Origin of the sequence: Persicobacter diffluens (assembly GCF_036244895.1) — a bacterium.
Lineage (GTDB): Bacteria > Bacteroidota > Bacteroidia > Cytophagales > Cyclobacteriaceae > Persicobacter > Persicobacter diffluens.
In genome coordinates this window covers 2,213,278-2,229,627 of sequence record NZ_BQKE01000001.1, presented here as the reverse complement: position 1 = coordinate 2,229,627, position 16,350 = coordinate 2,213,278, and the positions used below count along the sequence as shown (strand labels likewise).

Sequence of the window (16,350 nt, the reverse complement as noted above, 5' to 3'; positions counted from 1 at the left end):
AATAAAAGTGAATTAAAGGTGAATGGAGTCAAGGTTAATAGGTTGTTAAATCAGTTTTATGAAATAAATCTTAAGAAGTGAAATTTATATAATCTGAAGATTTTGATTAGATTTGCTCATCAAAATAAGGTTATGGCGTTGCACCTCACTTCATGATAAATAACCTGTGATCCCCTAAGCGCCAATCATGTATTAATCCAAATATATTTATTATGGAAGTTAGTCAATATATCGATCACACGATACTTGCAGCTAATGCAACAGAGGATCAAATCAAACAATTGTGTCAAGAGGCAAAAGAATATAACTTTTTCTCTGTTTGTGTAAATTCAGCCTATGTACCTTTGGCCAAACAGGAAGTGGCCGGATCAGGTGTGGCGGTGTGTTCGGTGGTTGGATTTCCCTTGGGGATGATGTCTACTGCTGCTAAAGTGTTTGAAACTAAGCAGGCAATTGCGGACGGTGCAGATGAAATTGATATGGTGATCAATGTAGGCTGGTTGAAAGATGGGAAAAACGATTTGGTAAGAGAGGAGATCAGCCAGATTAAGGCAGCTTGTGGTGATCGGGTATTAAAAGTGATCATTGAGACTTGTTACCTTACGGATGAGGAAAAGAAAGTAGCCAGTGAGTTATCCGTAGAAGCTAAAGCGGATTTTGTGAAAACTTCTACGGGTTTTGGAACAGGCGGAGCCACTTTCGAGGATATCCAGATTATGAAGGATGCGGTGAACGGACAAGCGAAATTGAAAGCATCCGGAGGTGTGAGATCTAAGGAAGTCGCAGAAAAGTATATTGCAATGGGGGTTGATCGTTTAGGGACCAGCTCCGGAATTAAAATTGTGAAGGGCGAGACTTCTACTTCAGGCTATTAATTGCTGGCGAGATGAAAGATATTAATCGTATCGTACTAATCGTATTGGATTCGGTCGGTGTGGGCTTTGCCGCTGATGCGGATGAATTCGGCGATTTGGGAGCCAACACCGTAGGTCATATTGCAGATGCGGTAGGCTTGAATGTTCCGAATATGGAGCGTTTGGGTTTGGGGCATTTGGGTAATTTTAAAGGGATAACTGCGGTAGATTATCCGGAAGGAGCTTTCGGAAAGGCGAAAGAAGTTTCCAAAGGAAAAGATACTACTACAGGGCACTGGGAAATTGCCGGCCAGATTTTAGAACAGGCTTTTCCCACCTTTCCTAATGGTTTTCCGAAGGAAATTATTGAGGAGTTTGAATCCAAAACGGGAAGAAAAACCATTGGAAATAAGGTGGCTTCCGGTACGGAGGTCATTATGGAATTGGGCGATGCTCATGTGGCCAGCGGTGATTTGATAGTCTATACCTCTGCCGACTCTGTTTTTCAGATTGCTGCCCATGAAGAGGTGGTGCCATTAGAAGACTTGTATCGTTATTGCGAAATTGCAAGAGAGATGCTAGATGTGGGTCGAGTGATTGCCCGCCCATTTATTGGAAAAAGTGGCGCTTACCAGCGTACTTCCGGACGACATGATTATGCTTTGGAGCCTGCAGATAATATGATGTCGAGACTGCAAGCCGCCGGACAGGATGTACGTGCTGTTGGTAAAATCTCTGATATCTTTGCCGGAAAAGGGGTGACCCATACGGTTTCTACTAAAGATAATCAGGAAGGGATTGATCGTACCCTAGAGTGGATAAAGGAAGATTTTCAGGGCTTGATTTTTACTAATCTTGTGGATTTCGATATGCATTTTGGTCATCGAAGAGATGTTCATGGGTATAAAAATTGTCTGGAAGAGTGGGATGCCCGGATTCCGGAGCTTTTAGAAGCAATGCGTGAAGATGACCTATTGATTATCACTGCAGATCATGGTAACGACCCGATCTTTAAAGGGACGGATCATACGCGCGAGCATATTCCGATTTTAGTGGCTGGTCGAAAAGTAGATGCGGTGGACATTGGCTTCCGCCAGACCTTCAAAGATATTGCAGATACAATTGAACATGTTTTAATGGGTGAGGAGAAAAGTGGTTCTTTTGCCCCTGAAATTTTGAGTTAAAAAATTATGAGTGTACATATTGGCGCCCAAAAAGGGGAAATAGCAGAAACCGTTTTGATGCCCGGAGATCCACTTCGTGCAAAATTTATCGCGGAGAACTTTCTGGAGGATGCGGTTTGTTACAATGAGGTCAGAGGGATGTATGGCTATACCGGAACTTACAAAGGAAAGCGGATTTCTGTTCAAGGTTCTGGTATGGGGCTGCCTTCTATCAGTATTTATGGCCATGAATTGATCAACGAATATGGCGTTAAGAAATTGATTCGTGTAGGGAGCTGCGGATCTTTCCAGCCTCACGTAAAGGTGCGTGATATTGTTATCGCGCAGGCTGCTTCTACCAATGCATCCGTTAACCGAAACCGTTTTAAGGGAATGGATTTCGCTCCTGTTGGAGATTTTGATATGTTGATGGGAGCTGTTGCCAAGGCGATGGATATGGGCATCAACCCACATGTAGGGAATATTCTTTCTTCGGATATTTTCTATGATGATGATCCAAATGCGTGGAAGCTTTGGGCAGAGTATGGCGTGTTAGCGGTAGAAATGGAGACTACTGCGCTTTATACGCTTGCGGCTAAGTTTGGCGTGAAGGCTTTAACCGTTCTAACGGTTTCAGATTCTTTAGTCACGCATGAGGCGCTTCCGGCAGAAGACAGAGAGAAGACATTTACGCAAATGATGGAAATCGCATTAGATATTGCATAAATAAAAAAGGGAGGCTTTTCGGGGCCTCCTTTTATGTTAGATAAATTTAGTCAATTAGGGGTGTTTTCCTACCGGAACGGGGATGCTCCATTGATTAAACATTTTTTCAAAACCATCGAATATGTAATCGATCGTTTCAATGGATTCAATAGCGGTTTGCCCGTCACATTGAATTTTTTGAAGTGTCTTCAGGTCACTTTCAATCCACAAGGGGCTTTCATGTGCTTCTTCGGCCATTTGGTGTGCGCTTCCAAAATAAGACAGGGAATTCATTTTGCCCATTTGCTCAATCACCGGAGCCATGACACCATTGAAAGATTCAAAGGCCGACTCCAATACTTGAATGAGGACTAATTTTTGAAAGGGATGATCATTGGATTCCTCTGCGACCTTCATGCATTTGTATAGGTGCTTCCGAACCGGATACCAATCTCTTTGGTAAATTGCTGAGGAAGTGGGTGGGAAGCTGAAGAATCCTGCATTGGCCAATTTTTCACAATCCTCCAAATACCAAATCCAATGGTGGGCGTCTTCTTTACAATGTTGATTAATTTCATCTTGTAAAGGACTTTGGAATGAATGATCTTCTAATTCCAGTAGGATGTCACGAAAACCTAACACAAAGAAGTACATTTTGGGAGCAAAGGAAATTTTTTCTTCCGTTGGCACCTTTGGGTTTTTCATCCAATGGCAAAAGGGATTATTATCCAACTGGACTTTTCTTTGGGACAGATGTTTAACCACCTCCACAATATTATTTTCAATCATAAAATAAGCGTTGGTGAACATCTATTATTGATTTAGCCAATTGAGTGCCTCAGCCTCTGATTTAAAGTAGTTTATCGTAATTTTTCCCACAATTTCCTCTACTGTATTGGCCGCTTGAGCGGAAGCCTTTCCGAAGGGGTTGTCTGGCTCGATAAAGGCCATTTTTGTCAGGTTGGTGGAAAGGGCTTTGGGGAACCACTCATGCTTTATCCAATCTTGGTTTTCTGCCCGAAGTACTTTCAGTCGTTCAGTATCCACGAGAAGGCGGGTGGTGTTGGTGCTTTTCAGTGTTTCAATGGTTTTTAGGCCGATATTTTGGAATTCCTCCGAAGAAAGGAAACCAACATAAATGGCACGAACAAGATTTTGCTCTTTGTCGAAAAAGCAATTTGGTTCATTTGTGCTGTCTTTTTTGAGTTTATTAGGGGTAATTTGCATAGTAATTGAATGTTGTGCCCTGATCTAACATTCAATTTTAAATTTAGATTATTGTCTCAAAGATCCCATTATGTAGGATTATTTACTTTTTGGTAGCCGAAGTTTTGGCTATTCTTTAGGGCGTCGAATGTATTAAACCCCACTTTTAGGCTCTGAAAGCGCAATTTTATTAAAGAATAAGGTAACCTTAATTTCCTTTTGGCTTGTTAATTTTGGCCACTATTAAAATTCATAAATGTATTTTTTTAGTGATTTCTTCTCAAAATGGCCGAAAATTGTTTGCGCAAAACGACAGATTAATGCGCGGTTTATTTTTTAACCAAAGAAAAATTGAAGGCGGAAAGGTTAGCGTCTGCAACGAATTTGGCTTGAATTCCTTCCTTCTTTAGGTAATTCCGGTTTTCTGCTTTAAAACCAACGGCATAATTCAATTGGTTTGGAGGAACGGATATTAGTACTTGTGGCGCTTTTGGGACATGCATGGCCAGGGCAGGTTTTAGAATATTTCCCCAAATTCTACTCAGTACCAATTCTTTAAAGGAGGGATGAAAAGGCCCGGCGACCATCGCTTTCCCTGACCTCAAATCGTCTGAAGGGTGTAAGCCGGTGCGTAAAACTTTTATGCCAGCTGCTTCAAAAAGGGGTAGAATTTCTGCCACCCAATTCACGGCATCCTCTAGTTCCAGCGGTTGGTATCGATTGGTTTTGTAAAGTCGATGTAGGGCGGTATTGGGGATAATCAGTGTAGGGTAGATTCTGGTAGTTTGTGCACCCAACTTAATGATTTCTTTGGCGGTGAATAGAGCCTTTTCCAGTGTATCTTCGGGCAGGCCAATCATCATTTGAAGGCCCAGTTCGAAATCATATTTTTTGATCAGGGCGACCGCATCATAAACGTCCTGTATGGAATGACCGCGAGCGGTTCTCTTTAGCACCAGGGGGTCCATGGACTGTGCCCCTAATTCAATTGCCGTTACGCCAAATTTTTGAAGACGATTCAGGATTTCTTCATCAATATAATCAGGGCGAGTAGAGAGGCGAATGCCATGAACTTTTCCCGCCTTCAAATAAGTATGCGCGGCAGATAAGTATGCCTCCTGCTGCTCAGCCGGTATTCCGGTAAAGCTACCTCCGAAAAAAGCAATTTCAATTTCTGCTTTACCGGCATCCATGGTTTGCAGATAGGATTCGATAATGGTGGGCACTTCTTCCGGTGCAGGGACTTCCTCCTCTCCGCTGATTTGCACCTGATCGCAAAAGACACATTGGTGTGGGCAAGCCAGCTCTGGAATAAAGATGGGGATATTATAATGCTTTTTTTTCACGGGAGTTTGATTGTTTGGGCAAAAATAATGCTTTTCCTTAAAAGGAAAATCCCCAACCGAAACAGCTGGGGATTTTTTTTATTGAACAGGAATGTTTTGAGGCAGGGAATAAATTAATGGTGCATCCGGCCCGATCGGTACTGCAAATAACATCCAAACCACCAGCAGCGCCGTCCACACCAGCATAAAGACGATGGTGTAGGGGAGCATGGTGGAAATAATGGTGCCGATACCGGCATTCTTATCATATTTTTGCATGAAGGCGACAATGAGCGCAAAATAGGACATCATGGGGGAAATTATATTGGTCACGGAGTCTCCGATACGATATACCACCTGCGTTAATTCCGGGGATAAACCAATCAGCATAAACATGGGAATGAATACGGGTGCCATTAAGGTCCACTTGGCGGAGGCAGATCCCATCACCAGGTTGATAAGGGCGGTGATGAAAATAAAGCCGATCATCAAGGGAATTTTAGCTACCATAGAAGTAGTTTCTCCATCGGCAGTACCGACAATGCCTTGCAGGAATTCTGCTCCTTTTACAGCGACGATCATTCCCAGATTGGTCCATTTAAAGTAAGCCACAAACTGGGCGGCAAAGAAAACCAATACAATATAGATGCCCATGGTTTTCATGGATTCTCCCATGCCGTTCATGATATCGGCATCGTTTTTTATCGTTCCGGCGCCTTTTCCGTAAGCAATACCGCAAGTGGCGGCAATCAGGAAAATAAAGGATACAATCCCTTTCATTAATGGTGACCGAAGTACGTCTCCGTTGGCACCTCTTAAAAATCCTTCTTCAGGAATAATGCCCACTAAAATAATCGCTAGCCATGCAATGGAAACCAAAGTAGCATAGCGCAATCCTTTTTTCTCCGCCGGGCTCAATGGTTTTACTTCTTCCTTTTCTGCATCTCCTTTATATTCTCCAAGTCTGGGGATCACGATTTTTTCAGTCACAAAGGTGCCGGCTAATGCGATGAAGAAAGTAGAAACGAACATGAAATAATAATTGGCGGCCGGGTTAACCGTATAGGTTGGGTCAATGATCTGTGCTGCTTCCTCTGAAAGTCCTGAAAGCAGCGGGTCAATTGTGCCCAAAAGCAAGTTCGCGCTATATCCCCCGGAAACTCCGGCAAAGGCAGCAGCCAGTCCGGCCAAGGGGTGTTTCCCAAAAGCATGGAAAATAATGGCGGCCAAAGGCACCAATAGTACATATCCTACCTCAGAGGCGGTATTGGAAATAATACCTGCAAAAACAACGACAAAAGTGATAATGGATTTTGGAGAACGAACCACTAATAGTCGAATGAGGGCGCCGATGAGGCCACTTCCCTCTGCAATTCCTATGCCCAGCATGGCGACCAAAACCACTCCCAGTGGAGCGAAGCCCGTGAAGTTTTTCACCATATTGGTGAGCATCATATGCAAGCCTTCGACGGAAAGCAGACTAAATGGTTCGATGATTTCATTGGTGGTTGGATTCTTTGCGATAAAGTCCAGTTCAGCCATAATGCCTGAGAGAATAATGACCATAAAAGCCAAAATGGCAAATAATGATGCCGGGTGTGGAAGTGCATTTCCTACTTTTTCTATGGTCCCCAAAAATGAATTGACCAATCCCCCCTTTTTCGAAGCCTGCTGCGCCATGCGTATAATCTGTTGTTTAAATGAAAAAATTGTCCTGTTTTTAATGATCGCAAATATAGTCTTTTGGCGAGGAATCAATGCTTTTTTTAAGGAGGAATGTTATAAAATTCGGCGTGTTTTAGATTTTTTGATACAAAAAAAGGCCATCCGGAAATGAATGGCCTTTTGAGAAGTATGTTTAACTACTAATAGGAACGCTCTTCGCTGTTCTCCATAAATAGTTTAAATGCTTTATTTACTACGCGATTTCCACCTGCGGTAGGATAGTTTCCAGTAAAGTACCAGTCACCTGTATGTTCCGGGCAAGCTTTGTGCAGGTTGTCCACGGTTTGGAAAATGACTTCCACTTCAGATTCCATTACCTTTGGAGTCACGATTTCCGCTACCTTTTTAGAGATTTGCTCATCTGTAAATGGTTCGTAAATCGCTTTCACATAGTTCTCTTTGGTCAAATCCTGCTCATTCTCAATGATTTTCTGATAAACATCTTTCAGAATTTGAGACTGACCGCTTTCTTCCAACAATTCCAAAGTAGCGCGGAAAGCAATGAATTCTTTCATACGCGACATATCAATTCCGTAACAGTCTGGGAAACGGATTTGAGGAGCAGAAGAAACGATGACCACTTTTTTCGGCTTCAGCTTATTCACCAAAGTCAAAATTGATTTCTCCAAAGTAGTACCACGAACGATAGAGTCATCGATGATGACCAAAGTATCTTTACCCTTTTGAACTACCTCGTAAGTGGTGTCATAAACATGGGCAACCAACTGATCACGGTGATCATCATCAGCAATAAAAGTACGCAACTTAGCGTCTTTGATCACCAATTTTTCAATGCGAGGGCGGAAGGTTAATACCTTTTTCAGGGCCTCCACATCATTGGAATATTTTTGAACAGCTCTTAAACGTTCTTCAACCAGATAGTTGTCTACCGCTTCTGTCATTCCCAGGAAAGAAATTTCTGCCGTATTCGGAATGAAAGAGAAAACGGTATTTTCTAAATCATGGTCAATGGCCTTCAAAACCTGTGGAATCAATAATTTCCCAAGGTCTTTTCTTTCCTGATAAATATTTGGATCAGAGCCACGAGAGAAATAAATGCGTTCAAAAGAACATGACTTTTTCGGAAGGCTGTCAATGAAAGGTACTACTTTATATTCACCGTCCTTATCAATGATCAGGGCATGAGCTGCCGGAATTTCTTTGATCTGATCATAGTCAATATCAAAAGCCGTTTTGATGGCAGGCTTTTCCGAAGCCACCACAATCACCTCATCATCCGCATAGTAATAGGCCGGACGGATACCTGCAGGATCACGCGCTACAAAAGCACCACCGTATCCCGTCATGCCGGCCATGGCATAACCACCATCCAAATCCTTACAAGAGCGTTGCAATACGCCCTGTAAATCAATATTATCTTCAATAATGGCATTAATGGACTGATTGTCGTGCTTGTCTTTGTTTTCATCAAACAGACGCTGCACTTCCATATCCAGAAAATGACCGATTTTTTCCATTACCGTAACGGTATCGATCTTTTCTTTCGGGTACTGTCCCAGGCTTACCAGTCTGTCGAATAGCTCATCTACATTGGTCATGTTGAAGTTACCGGCAACGACCAGGTTGCGGCTTCTCCAGTTGTTTTGACGCAAGAATGGATGACAATTTTCAATGCTGTTTTTCCCGTGGGTACCATAGCGTAAATGCCCTAGCCACATCTCTCCGGTGAAGGCAGTGTTCTCCTTCATCCATTGGGCATCCATATAACCTTCTTCATCGATTTTTTTTGCCTTATTGTATTTTTTGGCAATTTTTTCAAAAATCTCCTGAATGGGTTTTTCGGCTACCGAACGGTAACGGCTGATGTATCGGCTTCCTGGAGGAAGATCCAATTTAATGTTGGCTACCCCAACTCCATCTTGTCCACGGTTGTGTTGCTTTTCCATTAATAGGTAAAGCTTACTCATTCCGTAGGAAGGGGTTTTGTACTTGTCGTAATAATACTGAAGTGGTTTGCGCAGACGGATCATTGCAATACCGCATTCGTGTTTAATTGCGTCGCTCATCCTCGTTTTTGTGTGGCTTTGGGTTAAAAATTACCCTAGAATATGAAACCATGCGCAAAAATATTCCATTTAATGTTTTTTGGCACATGGTTAATCAGTTTTTTTTTAATAAATCGGATTTGAAGCTGATTTAGACTATTTATCACCATATTTGTGCCGAAAGGTAATTTTTAAATTAAAAAAGTGATTAAATGTTATGGGGATTTCAACGATAAATGTCAGAGTAGGTAAAAACTATCAATTGACTAATTTCGGGGAAAAACTACAATTTCAGGTTTTGGAAATCTTCAGTAATACGGATTTTCTTTGCAAAGACCTGAATACCATGGAAGAATACCATTTTGAAGAATTGGTGGCTTATGGGAAGGGTAATGATTATGAGTTGGAGGAATTATAGGGGTATTTGCACCAAACTATCTGGAATTTCAACTGCACATACCCCCATTATCCAAAGCAAAAATTATTCTACCAATATCCTGGCAGATACAATCGCGCCGGTGCGGCTTTTAGCTTTGACCACGTACATGCCGGTCATTAAGCCCTGAAGGTTCAGGCTGATTTCCTGACTAATTTCTCCCTTAGTGGAATTGACTAGTCTGCCTTGCAGGTCAAAAATGGAAATGCTTTGAATTTCATCCGCTACTTCGTAGGCCAGATCTTGGCGTATGAGTCGGGCGGAAACTTCTCCCCGCGCTGGATTTGGGAATAGCAGCAGCTGAAGTTGTGGCGGGTTTTCAGTGTATTTTATGGTATGGAGGGTGGTGTTGGTAATGATCGGATCTTCAAAGTCAAAGACGATAGCGGCATTGTTGAGAATGACTTCTCCCCCCAGCAGGGTTGGTTTGGCTTTTATTTCATATTTGATGAAACCATGGCTTTCCGGTTCGTTTCGATTACTGTCCGGTAAATTAATATTGAGGAAATTTACTGAAAAATGGCCCGTACTATCCAGTGAGTAATTGTATGAGTGACTGGCGCTCACTACCCTGAAGGAATTCAAATCCAGCATTTCCGATAATTGATTTTTGATGAAAACATTAGTGGCCCACCAGGTGCCCACATTTTGAAATCGGATGGTGTAGATCAGGCTTTGGTTTTTATTGATATATCCTTGTTCTCCATCTCCCCCCGGGCTAACTAATATATCATTCGGGTCTATTGCGCCCACAATTTCATTACTTTCGCTAAAGGTGTTATTCGCCGGGTTCAGGTCTGTACCTTCTGAGGTCAGGTTTATGCTTACCGGGTAAACATCTCCTACCGAACTTTCGAGGGTAACATAATCCGTGAGTTGAATGTACATTTCACTTCCCATTTCCAATAGAGATATATTCCAGGTGTAGGTGTTGCCACTTTGGGAGTCCCAGGGAATACTGGCAGATTCAATTATCACTTCAGGCGGATAGGTAACCGTCAATGTAACATTGGTGGCGTCTGAGGTTCCTATATTGGCAATATAAATGTCGGAAGTATTGGTGAAACCTCGCCTCCACGCGGTGCTTCCATAGGAAACGCACAGGTCATAATTGGTGCTTCCGGTGCTTAGCCCCAGGTTTTTGGTGTAAACCGTATTGATATCGGACCCCACCGTGAGGGAGCCGCTACAGTTTAAATTCCAATAATCGCTGTCCAGATTATAATTATAGGAACCACTTTCGATATAAAACTGGTAATTACCTTCCGAATCGGTTGAGATTCTCATGCCCGAGGGGCTTAGGGTAAATTGTGCATGGGCAATGGGGCTTTCTCCTTCGTCCATAACGCAGTTCCCGTTTTCATCATGATAGGCGGTCCCTTGTACCAGGCTGGCATTTTGCTCGGAGATGGTAATGAACTGGTCGGCAGGAATATTGGTCTCGTATTGGGTATAGCCGGAAGGCCATTTTATCACGATGGAATCAATTGAGGTGGCACAGGCCAGACCAAAATGTTGCCTTAAGCTATTGGGACTACCAAATCCGGATTGGGCCTGTACTTCTCTGGTTTGCCACTTTCCGTCGCTTTTTACCCGAATACGCGCGCCTATAGCCGAGCGATTACTATTAGTTCCTTTCAGAAGAATATTGGACCAGTGATTGGCATTTCCCTGATTACAAAAGAGGTGATTGACTTCATTGCCATGTGTGAATACCGCCACATCCAGAAATCCATCCTTATTGAAATCCGCCCAGCTGTGCCCAAAGCTGCTTCCATAGTTTTGGTTGAGCAGACTTACACTATTGATAAATGTGCCATTGTCGTTGTAGTACAGCTTTTTTTCTTCACTATCATTGGTTACATATAGGTCTAAATCGCCATCATTATCCACATCTGCCCAGCTAATGCCATGACTATTTCCCTTATCGGTGGCAAAAACGCCCGAATTAATCCTGGTAAAAGTACCGTTTCTGTTATTTCTGTAAAGCTGGTTAACTTGGTTGGAGGAATTGGCCACCACCAGGTCCAGCCAGCCATCATTATCATAATCGCCCCAGGCCGCACCAACGGAGTTGAATTTATCGGTGACAATAGCTCCGGAGGTAATTTTCTCAAATTGTCCGTTCCCTAAATTTTTGAAGAGGGAGTTTCCCTGATTATTTCCATTTGGAATAAAAAGATCCGGCAGGCAATCATTGTTGTAATCCCCCCAAATGGGAGCCATGGCGCGTTGACTTTCAAGACTGATGGGCGAATTTTGCATTCTGCTGAAAGTGCCGTCCCCATCATTGTGATAGAGGTGATGGAATCGGGTAGGGAAGAAATTTGTCAGGACTAAATCCACATATCCATCATTGTCATAGTCCGCCCAGGCCGCCCCATGGAAATATTCCGGACTGGCGTAAATGTCGCTATTGGTAATTTTATTGAATTGTCCGCCGGATGCTCCTTTTAGTAAACTACTGCTCACTTGAGTGGCATTGGTTAAAAAGCCATCAATAAAGTTGTCATTATTATAATCTGCCCAGCTACCACCAGTGGTGGGGCCTAAAATATTACTAATGGCCGTGTTGGTCACTGAAGTAAAGGATCCATCTCCATTATTTCGGTACAATTTACCTGCCTGATTTTTGTTTTTATTAGCAATGAAGAGATCCTCATCATTATCATTGTCATAGTCAATCCAGGCACCATTCCAGCTGTCCATGATATCACTGGCCAGGGCCCCACTGGCGCAGGACTGAAAACTTACGCCCTGTACCGGACATTGGGCATTATTATTACCTCCACCGGAGCTCACTCCCGTGGCTTCTGAGTCGATATTGTTTGTGGGATCGGAATCGGTACCGATGGAGGTTACGGATACACTATTACATACATCCTCGCTGCCATTACACTGATCTCCTCCGGTACCGGTAAAGCCACTGCTATTTATGATTTCTACCTGGTAAGTCAGGCTGGCGACCTCACCCATATCCATATAGGAGGTGGTAAATAGCAGACTGTTATTTTGTTGAGATAAAGTCCAACTGGCCCCGGTATTATCGTTGATCATGAGTGAACCAGGTACATAGGCCGTATTGGCATCCAGATTATCGATGATTTTAATGGCATTGGCCACGGCATTTCCATCGTTGCTGATGGTTAGGGTGTAGGTGATGTTGTCCCCAATGGCAATGGGGTCCTGGGCATCTGTTTTGGAAACATTCATATTCACATCCGCCGTCAGGAAGTCTCCTACCTGTAGGAGGGGAATCTCCTGATTACCGGTGTTAATGCTGGTTTTTTGAGTTTCGCAGGAGCCGATCAGGCTGGCTCCGGAAAGACGGGTTTTCACATTTCCCCCCAAAGTTTCCGGGACATAATTTTGCAATACCAGCCACAGCTCCACGATAATTTCATCACCGGGATCCAAGCCTGTGATGTCCACCGTAGTTTCAATCGTATTGCCGTTTAAAAGCCAGGAAAAATTGGATACGCTGGCAGAGGTACCGTTGTCAATCAGTCCGGGATCCGTTCCGGCATCTACAAAGGCTGCAATTAGTCCGGCATTTTTATCGAAACCAAAGGGGTGCCCATTTGTGGTGACAGATAAAAATTCGCCATTAATACGAATCTGGTCATTGGAGCAGGCACCGTTGGCATCTACTCGGATTTGATATTCAAAAGCAACGATTTGTCCCAAACCTAAGAATGGAGGTTGCAAAGATTCTATTGTCTGACTATGGTTGGTATTTCCTAAAGGACTGACTATTCGGCCCGAGGGATAATTGTTTTGAGGGTCATACATAATACGATCATAAATCGCAGGATCGTAGGCGCTAAAATCAAGGGTATAATCGCCGGAAGCATCGTTAAATGTGGTCGTTACTACACGTGAGGAATATCCGCCTTGGGCAGAAAGTTGAAAGGTGACGCCTAAGTCTGAATTTTGAACCAAATAAAAGGGCTCAGAAAATTGTCCCAGGGCATTGGCATAGAGTGTGGTATCTTTGTTTAGATGCCTATTCGGGAACTCTTCCAAATAGAACCGTACTTTTTCAAAAGGATTCCAACCCTTTCCGGTGAGTATTACGGTTTCGCCTGGCATATAATCTACCTTATCAGTGGAGATGATTTGACCATGAGCCATATTGGCTGAAATCAGGAACAGGTAAAGAAAGAATCCAAAATAGCGCAAGTTCATAGCCTTTAAGTTTTTTCTTAAACGGTTCAATAGCCAAGCCATTTTGAAAAAAGGGGGATTGGAGCGAATTAAGAGGGAATCGGCTTATTTCACTTGTCCAAAATTTGGAATCTTTCCACTCTTCAGACGCATAATAATCCTTAAAAGGGGCTTCAGTTCGCTTAGAGGCTGATTTTAAGCGTTGGCAATGATTTGGCAATAGGTAGGGAAAAAGAAACCACTATGAAAATCTCCGACAGCGATCAACGCCTCCTTTCTAAATTATTCGTTTCTGAGGAAAAGCTATGGCAACAGGAATCTGAAGATTTAAAAGGAGTACCATCAGAGCCGGTATTAAGTGAGACCCCTCTTAAGACCACCGACTCATGGAAGAGCGTTAAATTTCTTTATTTTCAAAATACAGATCTTTCTATTCGCTGGATCATACCTGCTCAGGTGAAAGAGGCTTTATTTCTACATTTATATAATGGAAACACCTGGAAAGCAAAATTGGGGAGAGGCCTTGTAAAATCTCTTTATCATATGAAGGGGCAGCAATTAGCCGCCGATGGTAGCTTTTGGTTTTATTACCAAAATGAAGATCCACTTGCTTCCCAATTTGAAACGCAACAGTATGCTATTTTTACTGGCACGGTTGGCCCCAACCGAAAAGCCATTGCTTTCGCCAAAACAGAGTGCGGCGAGGAGCACTTTTTTAAAATTCCTTTGAATGATAAAAGTGCGGCCTTGATAAAAAATGAACATCAGGTGCTGAGGCACCTTAATCATCATACCTTTGATATTTTGATTAGCCCGAAGTCCTCAGAAAAGGCCAATGGCATCAGGCTAAGCAATGGAAAACAAAGCGGAATGTGGAGTAGCAATGAATTCAGTGTACTCCATTTACAAGCGCTGGCAGAAATGTATGAAGGACGGGTGCATTTTCAGTTTTTATCTGAGAGCAGATTTTGGTCTGAAATGGAACAGCTTCTGGCGGCTATCAATCCTTCCATGCAGTTACCGGCAAGTTTTAGAATGAAGGAACAGTTATTGGACTTAAGGGAACAGCTGCTTTCAAAAGAATATTTATTGCCTTGCTCCATGGCGCATGGTGATTTTACCCCCTGGAATATGTACCGAAATCAGTCGCAATTATATTGTTATGATTGGGAACTGAGTATGGCAGAGGCGCCTCTTTTGTTTGATCTCTTCCATTTCGTAATGCAAACGGAAGTGCTGGTGCACCATGCAGATTATGGGAAAATCAGTCAAATGCTACATGCTCTTTCCCAAAACTCGGCTGTACGTCGAATGTGTCAAATCTATGAGATTGATTTTCAATTGCATTTCCGTTGTTATCTGTTGTATCAGATTTCTTATTATTTGAATCTGTATTTAGAGCAGGGAGAATTGCATCAGCAGGCGCACTGGTTATTAAAGGTTTGGGAAGAAGCGCTTAGGGAAGAAAATTTATCAACCAAGGAGCTTTGGGAGAATGACCGGATGGTGTTCATTCGTAATTTCTTTCCAAGGATCAGCAATAAAGCTTATGCGGTATTGAAAGCAGCCGGACAATCGGTTAGTGAGTTTCCTTCGACCGCTGATATTGATATGGTCATTGATCCCTCAGAATTTAAATCCATAAAATCGTTGGTGGAGCGTGACCCGACGATAAAAAAATGCCAGCAAAGGAAGTTTCCGCATCTGATCCAGCTGTTTTTGTATTTTGAAGATGAGAGTTTCCTGCAACTGGATTTCATTCTGCATTTTCAGAGAAAGTCGATCACCTTTTTGTCTGCACGGGAAGTTTTACAAACCGCCAGAACGGCAAAGGATGGAGTGAAATATGCAGATGTGGCGCAAGACTGGGCCTATATCTATGGTTTTTATACCTTAAATGGAGCTAATATTCCAGTTCATTATCAAAATTGGTTCAACAGCCTTTTGAGTACGCAGCGGCAGTATATCAATCGTTATTTTCAAAATAATTTTAATTGTCATCCTGAACCGGGAAACGCTCCCCAATATGTCGCCGCTTTGAACCGCAAGCAGCCTGTATGGAAAAGGATACCAGCAGCTTTCCGCTATCTCGTCTATCTTTTCAAAAGCCTCTTTTGGCAACCTGTTCTTTGGATTAGTTTCAGTGGAGTGGATGGAGCAGGAAAGTCCACCATTATTGAAGAGGTAGCAGGTCAGTTAAGGAAAAAATATCGTCAAAAAGTAGTGGTTCGGCGCCACCGTCCCAGTATCCTTCCTATTTTGAGTCGATGGTCTTTGGGTAAAAGAAAATCTCAGGAAAAGGTGTTGTCCCAGCTTCCTCGGAAAGGGAAGAATCAGTCCTTCTGGGCTTCCTTAATGCGCTTTTCCTATTACTATTTAGATTATTTATTGGGGCAATGGTGGGTTTGGCTGAAGGCGGTATTATCCAGGGAAATTGTGCTTTATGATCGCTATTATTTCGATTTTATGTCTGACCCAAAACGGAGTAATCTGGTGGGTATCGAGACCCTGGCTCAATGGGGACACCGCTGGTTGAGACTTCCACAGTTAAATTTCTTCCTGTATGCGCCGGCAGAGGTCATCCTGCAAAGGAAGCAGGAATTGTCTCAGGAGACCATTGAAACACTGACCGCTAATTATAAACAAACTTTTGACTACCTGGGTAAATCAGACCCGAAGCATCAGTATTTATGCTTGTCAAATATCTCCAAGGAAGATTCAGTGGAGCAAATCATGCAACAAATTATAAAAAAGCTTTAAGTG

Annotated in this window: 11 protein-coding genes; 5 read left to right on the top strand and 6 right to left on the bottom strand. The window is 42.8% G+C overall.

The window, feature by feature from the left end; all coding sequences use genetic code 11:
• Positions 1-212 precede the first annotated feature (212 nt).
• The 3 genes from deoC to deoD are packed head-to-tail and all read left to right on the top strand — an operon-like array spanning position 213 to position 2,743.
• Complete coding sequence (gene deoC, locus AAA970_RS09115; protein WP_338236863.1) at positions 213-875, top strand: deoxyribose-phosphate aldolase; 663 nt, start codon at positions 213-215, stop codon at positions 873-875.
• An 11-nt stretch (positions 876-886) separates the two neighbouring features.
• Entirely contained in the window at positions 887-2,038 is a 1,152-nt protein-coding gene (locus AAA970_RS09110) for a phosphopentomutase (RefSeq protein WP_338236862.1), read from the top strand.
• Positions 2,039-2,044: 6 nt separating this feature from the next.
• Entirely contained in the window at positions 2,045-2,743 is a 699-nt protein-coding gene (gene deoD, locus AAA970_RS09105; RefSeq protein WP_053405299.1) for a purine-nucleoside phosphorylase, read from the top strand.
• Between the two features lie 54 nt (positions 2,744-2,797).
• On the opposite strand, the gene AAA970_RS09100 is transcribed toward deoD, so the two are convergent.
• The 5 genes from AAA970_RS09100 to AAA970_RS09080 form a co-directional block, all read right to left on the bottom strand.
• The gene (locus AAA970_RS09100) at positions 2,798-3,532 is read right to left on the bottom strand and encodes a hypothetical protein (RefSeq protein ID WP_338236861.1); all 735 of its coding nucleotides are present in this window, start codon (positions 3,530-3,532) and stop codon (positions 2,798-2,800) included.
• Positions 3,533-3,535: 3 nt separating this feature from the next.
• A complete protein-coding gene (locus AAA970_RS09095) occupies positions 3,536-3,949 on the bottom strand; it encodes an STAS/SEC14 domain-containing protein (RefSeq protein ID WP_060686597.1) in 414 nt (137 codons plus the stop codon).
• Between the two features lie 308 nt (positions 3,950-4,257).
• Positions 4,258-5,274, bottom strand: coding sequence for an elongator complex protein 3 (locus tag AAA970_RS09090; RefSeq protein WP_338236860.1), 1,017 nt, complete (start codon positions 5,272-5,274; stop codon positions 4,258-4,260).
• A gap of 78 nt (positions 5,275-5,352) precedes the next feature.
• Positions 5,353-6,933 (bottom strand): AbgT family transporter, encoded by a 1,581-nt coding sequence (locus tag AAA970_RS09085; protein WP_338236859.1) that lies wholly within the window; start codon positions 6,931-6,933, stop codon positions 5,353-5,355.
• A gap of 185 nt (positions 6,934-7,118) precedes the next feature.
• The gene (locus tag AAA970_RS09080; protein WP_338236858.1) at positions 7,119-9,005 is read right to left on the bottom strand and encodes an amidophosphoribosyltransferase; all 1,887 of its coding nucleotides are present in this window, start codon (positions 9,003-9,005) and stop codon (positions 7,119-7,121) included.
• A gap of 196 nt (positions 9,006-9,201) precedes the next feature.
• Between AAA970_RS09080 and AAA970_RS09075 the strand changes: the two genes are divergently transcribed.
• Positions 9,202-9,402 carry a hypothetical protein gene (locus AAA970_RS09075; protein ID WP_053405293.1) on the top strand — a complete coding sequence of 67 codons (201 nt, stop codon included), beginning with the start codon at positions 9,202-9,204 and terminating at the stop codon, positions 9,400-9,402.
• 63 nt (positions 9,403-9,465) lie between these two features.
• On the opposite strand, the gene AAA970_RS09070 is transcribed toward AAA970_RS09075, so the two are convergent.
• Positions 9,466-13,608, bottom strand: a complete 4,143-nt coding sequence (locus tag AAA970_RS09070; protein ID WP_338236857.1) for an FG-GAP-like repeat-containing protein — start codon at positions 13,606-13,608, stop codon at positions 9,466-9,468.
• Positions 13,609-13,830: 222 nt separating this feature from the next.
• On the opposite strand from AAA970_RS09070, the gene AAA970_RS09065 reads away from it, so the two are divergent.
• The gene (locus tag AAA970_RS09065; RefSeq protein ID WP_338236856.1) at positions 13,831-16,347 is read left to right on the top strand and encodes a nucleoside/nucleotide kinase family protein; all 2,517 of its coding nucleotides are present in this window, start codon (positions 13,831-13,833) and stop codon (positions 16,345-16,347) included.
• Positions 16,348-16,350: the final 3 nt, after the last annotated feature.

Excerpts from the sequence above, each read along its gene's own strand:
- deoC (WP_338236863.1), top strand. The coding sequence starts at position 213 with ATGGAAGTTAGTCAATATATCGATCACACGATACTTGCAGCTAATGCA.
- AAA970_RS09065 (WP_338236856.1), top strand. The coding sequence starts at position 13,831 with ATGAAAATCTCCGACAGCGATCAACGCCTCCTTTCTAAATTATTCGTT.
- AAA970_RS09085 (WP_338236859.1), bottom strand. The coding sequence starts at position 6,933 with ATGGCGCAGCAGGCTTCGAAAAAGGGGGGATTGGTCAATTCATTTTTG.
- AAA970_RS09100 (WP_338236861.1), bottom strand. The coding sequence starts at position 3,532 with ATGTTCACCAACGCTTATTTTATGATTGAAAATAATATTGTGGAGGTG.
- AAA970_RS09075 (WP_053405293.1), top strand. The coding sequence starts at position 9,202 with ATGGGGATTTCAACGATAAATGTCAGAGTAGGTAAAAACTATCAATTG.
- AAA970_RS09110 (WP_338236862.1), top strand. The coding sequence starts at position 887 with ATGAAAGATATTAATCGTATCGTACTAATCGTATTGGATTCGGTCGGT.
- AAA970_RS09080 (WP_338236858.1), bottom strand. The coding sequence starts at position 9,005 with ATGAGCGACGCAATTAAACACGAATGCGGTATTGCAATGATCCGTCTG.
- deoD (WP_053405299.1), top strand. The coding sequence starts at position 2,045 with ATGAGTGTACATATTGGCGCCCAAAAAGGGGAAATAGCAGAAACCGTT.
- AAA970_RS09095 (WP_060686597.1), bottom strand. The coding sequence starts at position 3,949 with ATGCAAATTACCCCTAATAAACTCAAAAAAGACAGCACAAATGAACCA.
- AAA970_RS09070 (WP_338236857.1), bottom strand. The coding sequence starts at position 13,608 with ATGAACTTGCGCTATTTTGGATTCTTTCTTTACCTGTTCCTGATTTCA.